Source organism: Vibrio sp. V03_P4A6T147, assembly GCF_002241085.1.
In the GTDB taxonomy this organism is placed as follows: Bacteria; Pseudomonadota; Gammaproteobacteria; order Enterobacterales; family Vibrionaceae; genus Vibrio; species Vibrio anguillarum.
This window is the reverse complement of the sequence record NZ_NDIO01000296.1, coordinates 1-12,981: the sequence shown is the minus strand read 5'-3', so window position 1 is coordinate 12,981 and position 12,981 is coordinate 1. Positions and strand designations below refer to the sequence as shown.

General features: G+C 44.8%; 10 protein-coding genes. 9 read left to right on the top strand and 1 reads right to left on the bottom strand.

What is annotated here, in order from left to right; genetic code table 11:
- Positions 1-288: 288 nt before the first annotated feature.
- The 6 genes from B9J84_RS11665 to B9J84_RS11640 all read left to right on the top strand — a co-directional run bounded on the left by B9J84_RS11665 (position 289) and on the right by B9J84_RS11640 (position 10,238).
- Positions 289-2,955 carry an ATP-binding protein gene (locus B9J84_RS11665; RefSeq protein WP_094124186.1) on the top strand — a complete coding sequence of 889 codons (2,667 nt, stop codon included), beginning with the start codon at positions 289-291 and terminating at the stop codon, positions 2,953-2,955.
- Between the two features lie 112 nt (positions 2,956-3,067).
- On the top strand, positions 3,068-3,484 hold the full coding sequence (locus tag B9J84_RS11660) for a hypothetical protein (protein ID WP_094124185.1): 417 nt from the start codon (positions 3,068-3,070) through the stop codon (positions 3,482-3,484).
- 82 nt (positions 3,485-3,566) lie between these two features.
- A complete protein-coding gene (locus tag B9J84_RS11655; RefSeq protein ID WP_094124184.1) occupies positions 3,567-5,015 on the top strand; it encodes a TolC family protein in 1,449 nt (482 codons plus the stop codon).
- A 9-nt stretch (positions 5,016-5,024) separates the two neighbouring features.
- Positions 5,025-6,527 (top strand): efflux RND transporter periplasmic adaptor subunit, encoded by a 1,503-nt coding sequence (locus tag B9J84_RS11650; RefSeq protein ID WP_094124183.1) that lies wholly within the window; start codon positions 5,025-5,027, stop codon positions 6,525-6,527.
- On the top strand, positions 6,524-9,652 hold the full coding sequence (locus B9J84_RS11645; protein WP_094124182.1) for an efflux RND transporter permease subunit: 3,129 nt from the start codon (positions 6,524-6,526) through the stop codon (positions 9,650-9,652). The genes B9J84_RS11650 and B9J84_RS11645 overlap by 4 nt, the downstream gene beginning before the upstream one ends.
- A 76-nt stretch (positions 9,653-9,728) precedes the next feature.
- A complete protein-coding gene (locus tag B9J84_RS11640; protein WP_179217556.1) occupies positions 9,729-10,238 on the top strand; it encodes a cupredoxin family protein in 510 nt (169 codons plus the stop codon).
- 27 nt (positions 10,239-10,265) lie between these two features.
- Here B9J84_RS11640 and B9J84_RS11635 read toward each other — a convergent pair whose 3' ends face one another.
- A complete protein-coding gene (locus B9J84_RS11635) occupies positions 10,266-11,297 on the bottom strand; it encodes a LacI family DNA-binding transcriptional regulator (protein ID WP_017048181.1) in 1,032 nt (343 codons plus the stop codon).
- 244 nt (positions 11,298-11,541) lie between these two features.
- On the opposite strand from B9J84_RS11635, the gene B9J84_RS11630 reads away from it, so the two are divergent.
- The 3 genes from B9J84_RS11630 to B9J84_RS11620 all read left to right on the top strand — a co-directional run.
- Positions 11,542-11,985, top strand: coding sequence for a PTS sugar transporter subunit IIA (locus B9J84_RS11630; RefSeq protein WP_017048182.1), 444 nt, complete (start codon positions 11,542-11,544; stop codon positions 11,983-11,985).
- 55 nt (positions 11,986-12,040) lie between these two features.
- Entirely contained in the window at positions 12,041-12,328 is a 288-nt protein-coding gene (locus tag B9J84_RS11625; protein WP_094124180.1) for a PTS sugar transporter subunit IIB, read from the top strand.
- A gap of 8 nt (positions 12,329-12,336) precedes the next feature.
- Positions 12,337-12,981 (top strand): PTS transporter subunit IIC (locus tag B9J84_RS11620; protein ID WP_404207151.1); only part of this gene is annotated, 645 nt, incomplete at its 3' end.

Genomic DNA, 12,981 nt, shown 5'->3' with positions numbered 1-12,981 from the left:
TGGTTAGAGATGTTGACAACTTCTAAAGTTGCGACTTATTTTGTGATGATAATGGTCTACTTCAAATATTTGATGTGGAATGGTTTTTCTTTTTCATAAAAATGAGATTAGATTCAAATTGTTATCTTAAAATGTGGTGAGTTTTCGGTTAATTCACCATCACGCTTATTGGATGAATCGCAACGCGCAATGCTTTCGTTACTGCGCTGGTTTTATCTTAATAAGAGCGCAGACGCATAAAATAACGTCTACTATTTAACCATTGGCTAGGATGTATTACTTCCAAGGATGATAACAATGGTAATACTTACCCACTTCTCAATTAAGGCACGCTTGTTCTTACTCTGCCTCATTCCAACACTGGTTATTCTGGCTGTGGCATGGCGTCTATTCCTCCCATTTGAAAGCCGTTTAGACACATACCATGTGTTGAACCAAAAGATTGGAGCAATCAATCAGGTCACCACCAGTTCAGCCCTTTTTTATACCTTGCTAAGTGCGAAGTTGCGCAGCGAAAATAGCGAAGACTCTCGGCCGCAGCTCAAGCAGGAGCTAGCTGAATCGCTGGATAAAATTGTGCTGGATACAGGTTCTACAAATAGTCATTTTGGGAGTAAAAGCAACCGTACATTGATAGAAAACCGTGTGCTTGACCTTCACCATTTGTTGGATGAGTTGCCGTCGGCTTCACAAAGCGAGACCCTAGAATTAGGCCGCCAAGTATTTAATCTTTTGTATGAAGTGATGGCCGAGCTGCAAAAAACCAACAGTTTTCTTGCGCCTGTTGATATTCATACCTTGGATCTGGTGTATAGCGACCTGCATTGGTTTGCATTTTGGGTGCAAAAAGAGGCGTGGTTAATCAAAGAATTAACCATGGATCAAGAGGTATTTCAATCTCGACAAACAGAATACTTTCAAGCTGTTGAGCGCCAGCAACAATACTTCGAACGTATCATTGATAACGGCGCTCAACTCGAACAACTGGTGCAGTTGTTTACGCAACCTGAATTTCGCCAAGCCGCCTTGATTCGCGAAAAAATCGTTAGTAATGAAGCTGATCCTCAAGCATTAGCTTCTTATGTCAAAAATGTGGAAGAGCGTTACTTGGCGATAGATAAACTGGTGCAAAGTGTCAACCAACACTTATCGGCTCAACTGAATGTGCGTCTCCAGCAAGAAAAAATGGGTATGTTAAGTATATCGGCATCGCTGTTAGCCGTGTTGGCGCTGCTGTTTGTGCTAGGAGCAAGTACCTCATCTCGCATCTCGTCAAAGCTCAAGCGGATCATCAATACCATGAGTCGATTGCGTGAAAAGCAGAACGGCATTGAACAGATCCCGATTGATGGCAAAGATGAGTTTTCCCGTTTTACAATCAATCTCAACCATATTATTGAGAAACAGCAACAGTACGAGAGTGCTTTGGTGGAAACAAAGGAAGCGGCAATTGCCGCTAATCGAGCCAAAAGCGCGTTCTTAGCCAATATGTCGCATGAGATCCGAACGCCTCTTAATGGAATCATCGGTATGACTGAAATATTGTCACGCAGCGAGTTTACGGGGAATGAGCGTGAAATCCTGGCCGATATTGATACCTCTTCGCAAGCGTTGCTGATCTTGATTAACGATATTCTCGATTTATCTAAAATTGAATCAGGCAACTTGGAGCTTGCTCCACATCGCTTTGAACTCGCTGAATTGGTATACGACACGGTGAACTTGGTGAACGCGAAAGCGTTGAGCCAGCATATTGAGCTTAATATTTATCTCGACCCTGCATTACCTCGTTTTATCATCGCGGATGAATATCGTCTGAAGCAGGTCTTGATGAACTTGTTGTCCAATGCGGTGAAATTTACCAAAGATGGTTATGTCAACACGGGTTTAACCTTAGAAACGGGCGATATAATCTCGATACGTTTTGCTGTATCCGATACGGGAAGTGGCATCGATAAAGAGATGTTGAACACGATTTTTGATCCATTTATTCAAGAAGATAGCAGTATTACCCGTCGCTTTGGTGGGACTGGGTTAGGGTTGGCTATCTGCCGTCAATTAGTCGATCTGATGCAGGGTGACATTCATGTACAGTCCACTAAAGGCTTAGGTAGCTGCTTTGAATTTGTCGTCCCGATTGAGGTTGCCGAAGATCAGCCGCAAGTTGAGCCTCTTGCCACGCAGGCGTTGTTAATTACCAATATGTCTAACTACTCATCCGCTATTCGGCGTGAATGCGTTCAATGGGGGATTCAACTCAATGAAGCACGTGATGTTGAACAAGCAGTCAAGAGTGGGCTTAGTGCCGTCTGTATTTTATATTGCCAAAGCTTAAGCCACAGCGTGCAATCGGATCTCATTGCGCTGCGTGAGCATTTTTCAAGTGCAAAAATAGTGGTTCTGCAGCATCACTTGTTCGTCAACAAAGACGCAATTCATCTTGCGCAGGCAAGTATCACGTTGCCTTTTTTAGGGACGCGTTTTGAACGTGCCCTCAAAGCATTAGTGGCCGATACAGAGACGGATTTAACGCCAGTCGAGGAGAGTCAGTTAGACTACTTAGAGTGCAATCATAAGCGTATTTTGATCGTTGAAGACAATTTGATGAACCAAAAAATCGCCAGCTTCTTCCTTGAAAAAGCAGGGATTGGTTATGTGGTGGCCAACAACGGGCAAGAAGCGGTAGATGCCATCACCCAAGGGGGACATTTTGCTGCGGTGTTAATGGACTGCATGATGCCAGTGATGGATGGCTTAACCGCGACGAAGAAAATCCGCGAATGGGAAAAAGAGCAAGGCGTTGAAAAATTGCCTATTATCGCCTTAACCGCCAGCGTTTTGGAGGAGGATATTAAAAGCTGCTTTGACGCGGGCATGGATGCGTATTTGCCCAAACCTTATAAATCCAAGCAACTTTTTGATATTTTTAGCGATCTTCAAGTGGCGAACTCTTGAGAAGATAGCCTAATCGCTATTTTTATCGATTTTCGAAATTTAAATTAATTGACCTTACCCCTAGGGTAAGCTTTAGTCTGTGGGAGTTTTCAGTCAGATAGTGATATTGGATATGCAACTTTCGCTGCATACAATTTGGGTTTCCATGTTGGTGATGATGACACTGCTTGCTTCAAGCTTAGTGTCTAGCGCACCTTTAATGGCGATCACAATGTCACCGACTTCGGCTGTATCCCATTCAGTGACTGACGATGCAAACCCGCCGCAACACTGCTCAAATATGAGCGCCGCTCACCATGATTCCGATGCAAGTGACATGACTTCATCAGCGATGAGTAACGATTGTATCGATCACAGCGACCAAGGTGTTGATTCCTGTTGTAGCGTCATGTGCATGACCACGTTAGCTTTCTTTATCATTGAACACCAACCCTTCACACCTCACGCGGTTTTATTGTTGATCAATGCAGAAGCAACGCGTGGCATTGTGATGGTCGCCCGCTCACTTTACCGTCCCCCTATCGTTTAATTTCCCTTTCATTACGCCTATGGCGTGTTTGTGCGGCCTTTAACTAGGTTCGTGACTCTCTGTTGCATCTCAACCTTTTGCGATGCATGAAAGATGGAATTTTATTGTGAACCTTAAACTCTCTGTGATCGCTTGGTCGATCAGTATAGTGGGCGTTATGTCATTCCCCTTGATGGTGAATGCAGCCCCACAAGCCGCGATGGCTCAGCCAGATTCGCATGCAAAACAATTAACTCAGCTGATTGACGCTGCATTATCGAATGATGCCGTCCGCAAGCAATATTTTGCTCAATCTCAAGCAATACAAGAAACTGGAATGGCCAGTTCAACCCTGATGGATCCTAAGATCAAAGTTGGCTTTGGTGGTTTGCCCATTGATAGTTTTAAGTTTGATGAAGATCCTATGACTAACATTTCTGTGGGCTTAATGCAGCAGTTTGAACGGGGTTCAAGCTTGGCATTACAAGCGAAAAAAGCAAAGCAACAAGCCAGTGGCGTTGCGCTTCAGGTTGATTTACGTGAGTTGGAAGTGGCAAACAGCATGACTCAATTATGGTTAGAGTTAGGCTACCAACAACGCGCTGAACGTATTGTGCGGGCAAACCAAACCTTAATGCGTGAGCTGGCTGGTTTTATTGAAACGAACTATTCATTAGGTAAAAGCGAAGCGCAAGATCTGCTGCAAGCGCAGTTACAAGTTTCCAAGTTGGACGAAAAATTACAAGCCAATCAACAAATGCAGCAACGCATTGTGTCGCAATTATCCGAATGGTTAGGTAGCGCTTGGTTGGTTGAACAGCCTATGTTAGCCGCTGAAGAGTCAGTGGACTGGTCCCGTTTGGAAGTGCAATTGGCTGCCATTAATGGCAGCACCACTCACTATGCTTTATTGGTCACTCACCCGATGGTCGGCATGGCAGAAGCGGCAATTCACACCAACCAAACGCAAGTCGAAATAGCACAAACTGCCTATCAACCTCAGTTTGGTTTGGAAGTGATGTACGCCTATCGCCAAGCAAACAGCATGCAAGGCGGACCCGCAGCCGATATGGTCAGTGCTTATCTCACCATGGATATCCCGCTGTTTACGGGGAGCCGCCAAGATAGAAACCACGCTGCGGCGCAATATCAAGTGGGCGCGGCTAAATCACAGCGCGATGTTCTATTGGCGCAGATGAATGCCAAAGTGAATGCCTTATTGGTTGATAAAATGAACCTCGAACAGCGTTTATCGCGCTATCAAACCACCTTATTAACGCAAGCGAAAGCCCGCACTCAAGCGGTTGAGAGAGGCTATGAAAACAATACCTCCCAGTTTAATGATGTCGTCAGTGCCACCAGCGATGAACTAGCGCTGCAATTAGAACAAGTGCGCCTAATGACCGATTTAAACCTAACCAAAAGTAACCTCGCTTATCTGTTAAATGGGTTCGATTTTCAAGTTAGTGCGCCTTCACTTACGTCTGTAGAAATATTTACGTCTGTAGAAAAACTTACCTCTTTAGAAACACTTACGCCGGTAGAAAAGTAGGATAACTCAATGAAATCATTAAACATAGCCGTACTTTCCTTAGCGATAGGTGGATTACTGGGGTTTAGTATCAATCAATACCTGTCTGGTCATGATATGGAGACAGTGAACTCAACCAATGCGATGTCTGAACCGCTGTACTGGGTTGCGCCGATGGACCCAAACTATAAACGCGATAAACCGGGTAAGTCACCGATGGGGATGGACCTCATCCCTGTGTACACCGAATCGCCGACGCAAGCACAAGAGAAGAGTGGCACGGTGACCATCAGTGCTGCGGTCGAAAATAACTTGGGTGTGAAAACGGAACCCGTGGTGTTTGCGCAGTTATCTCCACGCATTGAGACAGTGGGTTACATTGCATTTGATAACAGTTTATTGTGGCAAACGAACGTTCGCGTTGCTGGTTGGGTTGAAAAACTGAACATTAATGCGGTTGGAGAGCAGGTTCGTAAAGGCGATGTCTTATTTACGCTCTACTCTCCGGAGTTGGTTAAAGCGCAGGAGGAGCTGTTAAATGCTCATCGAGCCAGCCGTGAAAGTTTACTGAAAGGCGCAACCGAGCGTTTGGTTTCACTGGGTGTTGATCGTGAACAGATCAGACAGATTATCGATCGAGGCAAAGCCACTCAATCGATAGAGGTCAAAGCCATTGCTGATGGGGTGATTGCGAGTTTGAATATTCGCGAAGGGGGTTACTTATCGCCAGCGCAAGCGGTGATAAGCGCAGGCCCTTTAAACGAAGTGTGGGTTGATGCTGAGGTATTCGAGCGCCAAGCACATTGGATTACGTCGGGTAGTTTAGCGTTAATGACACTGGATGCTATTCCCGGCAAGGAGTGGCAAGGGAAGATAGATTACGTCTATCCCATTTTGGATCCGAAAACCCGAACGCTGCGTATGCGTTTGAAATTTCTCAATCCGAAGGGCGAGTTGAAGCCTAACATGTTCGCCAATATCGCTTTGCAGCCCGTATCGCAACAAGCGGTGCTCATCATTCCTAAATCAGCAGTTATTCATTCGGGCGGCATGACGCGAGTCGTACTTGCTGAAGGAAATGGCAAATACCGTTCAGCAAGGGTTGAAGTTGGCCGCGAAGCAGGCGAACGCCTTGAAGTTTTACAAGGGTTAACGGAGCAAGACACGGTCGTCACGTCGGCGCATTTCCTATTAGATTCAGAGTCGAGCCAACACGCTGATTTATCACGCATTAATGGAGTAGAAGCTGCCAATGAAGCTTGGCTTACGGGAGACATCAGTACGCTTATGGCTGATTTCGGGATGCTCACACTTAACTATAAACCGGTAAGCAAATGGGGCTGGCAAGCGGGGCAGATGAACTTCACGGTTGAGGAGGAGTTTGATCTCAGCTTATTTGCTGAAGGGCAAAGGGTTCGATTTCTAGTGGCAAAGCAGGGTGACGAATATGTACTAAAAGCACTGGAAGCGAGTGAGCAGGCAAGTAGTGAGACGAACATTACCGCCGCAGAAACGTTAGGAGGTCAACAATGATTGGTGCGATTATTTGTTGGTCGATCAATAACCGTTTTTTGGTGTTGGTGGCGGCTCTGTTTCTCACTTTGGGTGGACTTTACAGTGTAAAGAACACGCCTGTTGATGCTTTACCGGATCTCTCAGATGTGCAAGTGATCATCAAAACCAGCTATCCCGGCCAAGCGCCGCAGGTAGTGGAAGATCAGGTCACTTACCCGCTCACAACGGCGATGCTTGCCGTTCCGGGGGCAGAAACGGTCCGTGGCTATTCATTCTTCGGTGATTCCTACGTCTACATCATCTTTGATGATAAAACCGATATGTATTGGGCTCGCTCGCGGGTATTGGAATATCTAAGCCAAGTGACGCCAAAACTGCCACCCAATGCCAAACCAACCTTGGGACCAGATGCGACGGGGGTTGGCTGGATCTACAGTTATGTACTGCAAGATAAAACTGGCCAACACGATCTTGCGCAGCTACGCAGTTTGCAAGATTGGTTTTTGAAGTACGAGCTGCAAACGGTGAATGGCGTCTCCGAAGTGGCTACCGTTGGTGGCATGGTTAAGCAATATCAAGTGCAAATTGATCCGGCAAAGCTACGCGCTTATAACCTGACTTTGCAACAAATCAATGCGGCGATCCAAAATGGTAACCAAGAGTCGGGAGCGTCAGTGATTGAGGTTGCGGAAGCCGAACACATGGTACGCACCAGTGGCTATCTGACCAGTATTGATGACATTAAAGCGCTACCACTGAAAGTGACCGACAAAGGAACGCCATTATTGTTAGGTGATGTGGCGGATATTAACCTTGGCCCACAAATGCGTCGTGGTATTTCTGAGTTTAACGGTGAAGGAGAAGCGGTTGGAGGCGTGATCGTGATGCGTTTTGGTGAAAATGCTAGCCAAGTGATTGATGACGTCAAAGCGAAATTGACTGATCTCCAACGCAGCTTACCGGAAGGTGTCGAAATTGTTGCTACTTATGACCGTTCAACCTTGATCAATCAAGCCGTTGAAAACCTTTGGCATAAGCTAGCAGAAGAGTTCATTGTCGTTGCGGTCGTGTGTGCGCTGTTTTTATTCCATATCCGCTCATCATTAGTGATTGCTTTGAGTTTGCCCGTGGGCATTCTATCGGCGTTTATTGTGATGCACTGGCAAGGTATCAATGCCAACATCATGTCACTTGGGGGGATCGCCATTGCTATCGGTGCTATGGTCGACGGGGCGATTGTGATGATCGAAAATGTGCATAAACATATTGAACGCACCCCACTGACCGACAAAAATCGCTGGCAGGTGATTGGTAAAGCTGCTGAAGAAGTCGGTGCGCCACTATTTTTCTCACTACTTATCATTACGTTAAGTTTTGTGCCCGTTTTTGCACTCGAAGGCCAAGAAGGCAAGATGTTCTCGCCATTGGCGTTTACTAAAACCTATGCCATGGCCGCCGCCGCAGGTTTAGCGATCACGCTCGTCCCTGTTCTTATGGGCTATTTTGTGCGTGGCAATATTATTTCCGAGCACAAAAATCCTATCAATAAAGGGCTTGTGGCACTTTATCGTCCACTACTCAACCTGAGTTTGCGTTATCCCAAAAGCATGCTTGTATTGGCTTTGGCAGTAATGGCTTCCGCTTATTACCCAATGAGCAAATTAGGCAGTGAGTTTATTCCGCCATTAGATGAAGGCGATCTCATGTACATGCCGACAACCTATCCGGGGATCTCGATTGGTAAGGCGCGTGAGCTATTGCAGCAAACCAATAAACTCATCAAAACCATACCAGAGGTCAAAACCGTGTGGGGCAAAATGGGGCGTGCAGAAACCGCAACCGATCCCGCGCCCTTAACGATGATTGAAACGGTGATCCAACTTAAACCTCGCGATCAATGGCGTGAAGGCGTAACCACAGAATCGCTACGTAAGGAATTTGACAGCTTAGTGCAATTTCCGGGGTTAACCAACGCGTGGGTGATGCCAATCAAAACACGCATCGATATGTTAGCTACAGGGATCAAAACGCCGATTGGTATCAAGATAGCGGGTCCCGATCTCAAACAGATTGAAACCATCGGTGCACAACTTGAACCTATCCTTAACCGCGTTCAAGGCACGGCATCGGTTTATGCTGAACGTGTGGCTGGTGGACGTTATGTAACGATAGACATCAATCGGTTACAAGCGGCGCGCTATGGGCTAAGCATTAAAGATGTGCAACAAGTGGTTTCAACCGCAGTGGGGGGCATGAATGTAGGGGAAACCATTGAGGGGTTAGAGCGTTACCCGATCAATGTACGTTACCCGCAAGATTACCGTGATTCGGTAGTGAAGCTGCAAAACTTACCTTTGGTGACTCAAAACGGTGCACGTTTGGCCTTGGCCGATGTGGCTGATATTCGCTACGAAGACGGCCCGCCGATGATCAAAACCGAAAACGCACGGCCAAACGGCTGGGTCTTTGTCGATATTGATGGACGCGATCTCGGTTCATATGTGGCAGAGGCGCAACAAGCGGTAGCGGAGCAATTACAGCTGCCAGCGGGATATTCTCTCGTATGGTCTGGTCAATATGAATACATGGAGCGAGCAAAAGCACGCTTGAGTGTCGTCGCACCGATCACGATCGCAATCATCATGTTGCTACTCTATTTCAGTTTCCGGCGAATCGGAGAAGTGTTGATCATTATGGCGACATTACCGCTGGCGATAGTGGGTGGCGTGTGGTTGATGCACTACCTTGGCTACAACTTTTCAATCGCCGTGGGGGTGGGCTTTATTGCACTTTCAGGTGTTGCGGTAGAAATTGGCGTGATCATGCTCGTTTATTTAAACCAAGCTTGGCACTACAAAAAAAATGATGCGCAAGAAAATGGTGCGGTCATTGACAGCCAAGATCTCATCAATGCCATTGGCGAAGGAGCAGGACAGCGCGTGCGCCCAGTCATGATGACGGTACTGACAGTTATTATTGGCCTGATCCCGATTATGTATGGCACGGGAACTGGTTCGGAGGTAATGCAGCGCATTGCCGCCCCCATGATTGGAGGCATGGCTTCAGCACTATTGCTCACATTATTGGTTCTACCTGCTGTATTCAAGTTATGGAAAAACCGTGAAATCGCAGCACTCAAATAGCGTGCAGCTGGCAAAGTAAAAGCTAAGCACTAATCGGAAAATAAATAGTAACTGGATGAATTTAAGGAAAATCAAAATGAAAAAAACACTAATCACACTTTCACTAGCGTTATTCACCTCTTCTGTCATGGCTGAAATGGACCATAGCAAAATGGATCATGGCAGCATGGTGATGAAGCAAACAGACACGATGAACATGGCGATGGATGACATGTCAGAAGTCGGCATGCCTGCCAAAGGAGCCAAACCCGATAAAGTGGTGCATGTTTTACTCTCGGATGACATGAAAATCACCTTCAAAAAGGAGGTGAATATTGAACCCGATGATGTGGTGCAATTTGTCGTTATGAACACAGGTAAAATTGAGCACGAATTTTCGATTGGTTCAGCCGCCGAGCAGCTAAAACACCGAGAAATGATGCGCCAAATGGGCAATCATAAACATGATGGTGGCAATGCCGTCACCGTGGCACCGGGTAAAGCGAAACAACTGTTATGGCACTTCCATGGTGATAATAATGTTGAGTTTGCCTGCAATATACCCGGCCATGCTGAAGCTGGGATGATTAAGAAAATTCAGCTGTAAGCCACCTTGTTGATTGCGACAAGGTGATCACGGACGAACGGTACTAGCTCGTTTTTGTAACTGGAAGCCAACGTTTGTTGATTCCAGTTCAAGAGTTTGTTCTTTGATTTGTTTTAATAAGCGCTCAGCGGCCAAAAGACCAAGCTGTTCATAATTGACATGAGCGGCACTAATGGCTGGAAAAGCATACTGACAAAGAGATGATCCATCCAAACAGATGATGGCCATTTCCGTAGGAACTTTAATCAGCCTACGCTGACACTCGAATAATACTCCCAGAGCTATTTCTTCGTGGCTACATACCACAGCATCAAGCGTTGAGTCCCTTAATAACAATTTAGAAATTCCTTCCTTACCTAAGTGTGCAGAGGGAGCTTCATGAGTTGTTAGAAAGTGATCAGGTGCTTGGTAGTTATCAATTAATGCGCTTTGCCAACCCCGCAGTTCATTTCTTAGAACGGAGTGGTGGCTACGTGCTCCAATAAACCCTATATTTTGATATCTATTTTCAATGAGATGTTGAGTACATTGTTTGCCAACTTTGTAGTAATCAACGCCGACATTCAGATACGTTGATGACTCATTCAACTCAGCAATTTCAATGACGGGAATGTTAGCGCGTTGAAGAAGTTGATGACTTTTTGAACTGTGCTCACTCCCGAATAGCACAACAGCTGCTGGTTGACTTTCCAAGAAAGTGGCTAATAGTTTCTCTTCATTATCAATGGAATAATCACTATAACCGAGCAGTAACTGGTATCCATGACGGTTAAGCGAATGTTGGAAATTGGGTAAAAACACAGCGCAAGATTTTTCAATTAGCGATGGGATGATTAATGCTATTGAATAGTTTTCGCCAGATGCTAAAGCGCCAGCTGCTTTATTTGGGATATAACCTAGTTCTTCAACAACAAATTCTATTTTTTCTCTTAGTTTGCTAGAAACAAGCTCAGGTGTTCTTAATGCTCTTGATACCGTCATTGTGCCAACACCCGCCTTAGCTGCGACATCGGCAATGGTAACCTTTCCCGTGCTTCTACGTTTTCGCGATTCGCTCATATTTATCTTCATGTTATTAATAAGTTAGCGATGTGATTTTAACACACACACTCGGGCGTGTTGATATTACCGTATAACTATTGTTGCACCGATACATGAAATACTATGATTTCAATAAATGATAGCGCTATCACAAATCAAGCCAACACATAAAGATAGCGCTACCATTTGTGATTTCGATCTGGTTTTCTATTTGGATAGACAGATAAATTGATGCTACCTATTCATATCAAGAACCTAAAAAATGTTACGTGAACTATTAACCGAAGACGTTATTCGAGTGCATAAATCGGCTGACGACTGGCAAGATGCAATTCGCAAAGCATGTCAACCATTGATTGAAAATAAGGCCATTAATCCAAGTTATGTTGAAGCTATATTTCGGTCACATAGGGAGCTCGGTCCTTATTATGTTGTTGGACCTGGAATGGCGATGCCTCATGCTCGACCTGAAGATGGGGTTAATCGTTTAGCATTTGGCCTAACGGTAATTCAAGATGGAGTTAACTTTAATTCGGATGGCAATGATCCTGTAAAAATGCTGGTTACTTTGGCCGCGACAGATAGTAATAGTCACGTAGATGCAATATCTAAATTAGCCGAATTATTTATGAATGAAGAAGACGTAGAATATATCTGCTCAGCCAAATCTGTTGAAGATATTTTGCGTGTTATCCAAGACTATTAATAGTAAAAACACGATAAATAATAGTAAAAACACAATAAAGCAGAGGGTGAATATAATGAAAATTATGGTAGTTTGCGGCCACGGCCTAGGTACAAGTTTGATGATGGAAATAAGCATCAAAAATATAGTGAAAGATCTAAATGTTGACGCTGAAATCGACCACATAGATTTAGGTTCCGCAAAGGGAACTATTTGCGACATCTTTATTGGTACAAATGATATAACAGACCAACTAAAATCATTGGGTGTTGAGCCTAAGATTGTGAGCTTGGATAATATGGTCGATAAAAACGCAATGAAAGAACGTTTGTCAGCGGCTCTTCAAGAACTTGGTGTGTTGTAGGAGGCACTATGGAATTCTTTAATTTTTTAATGAATGACGTGCTTTCTGAGCCAGCAGTGTTAGTTGGCTTGATCGCATTAATAGGTTTGATCGCACAGAAAAAACCATTGACGGAATGCATTAAAGGTACCGTGAAAACTATTTTGGGCTTCATTATTCTTGGAGCTGGTGCGGGGCTAGTTGTTGGTTCGCTAGGAGATTTTGCGACCATATTTCAGCATGCTTTTGGCATTACTGGTGTCGTTCCAAATAATGAAGCCATCGTGTCTATTGCTCAAAAGTCATTTGGTAAAGAAATGGCGATGATCATGTTTTTCGCGATGCTGGTAAATATATTGATTGCACGCCTTACACCATGGAAATTTATATTCTTAACAGGGCACCACACTTTATTTATGTCGATGATGGTGGCTGCAATTTTGTCATCAAGCGGTATGTCCGGTATTCCATTGATTGCCCTAGGTTCCATTGTCGTTGGTAGTGTTATGGTGTTTTTCCCAGCAATTGCACATCGATATATGCGTCAAGTTACAGGTTCTGACGATGTTGCTATTGGTCACTTCTCTACGCTTTCTTATGTATTAGCTGGTTTTATTGGTAGTAAATTTGGTAATAAAGAACATTCTACGGAAGATATGAATGTTCCTAAAAGT

Coding starts and splice junctions, on each gene's coding strand:
- B9J84_RS11665 (WP_094124186.1), top strand. CDS start 289: ATGATAACAATGGTAATACTTACCCACTTCTCAATTAAGGCACGCTTG.
- B9J84_RS11660 (WP_094124185.1), top strand. CDS start 3,068: ATGCAACTTTCGCTGCATACAATTTGGGTTTCCATGTTGGTGATGATG.
- B9J84_RS11655 (WP_094124184.1), top strand. CDS start 3,567: ATGCATGAAAGATGGAATTTTATTGTGAACCTTAAACTCTCTGTGATC.
- B9J84_RS11650 (WP_094124183.1), top strand. CDS start 5,025: ATGAAATCATTAAACATAGCCGTACTTTCCTTAGCGATAGGTGGATTA.
- B9J84_RS11645 (WP_094124182.1), top strand. CDS start 6,524: ATGATTGGTGCGATTATTTGTTGGTCGATCAATAACCGTTTTTTGGTG.
- B9J84_RS11640 (WP_179217556.1), top strand. CDS start 9,729: ATGAAAAAAACACTAATCACACTTTCACTAGCGTTATTCACCTCTTCT.
- B9J84_RS11635 (WP_017048181.1), bottom strand. CDS start 11,297: ATGAGCGAATCGCGAAAACGTAGAAGCACGGGAAAGGTTACCATTGCC.
- B9J84_RS11630 (WP_017048182.1), top strand. CDS start 11,542: ATGTTACGTGAACTATTAACCGAAGACGTTATTCGAGTGCATAAATCG.
- B9J84_RS11625 (WP_094124180.1), top strand. CDS start 12,041: ATGAAAATTATGGTAGTTTGCGGCCACGGCCTAGGTACAAGTTTGATG.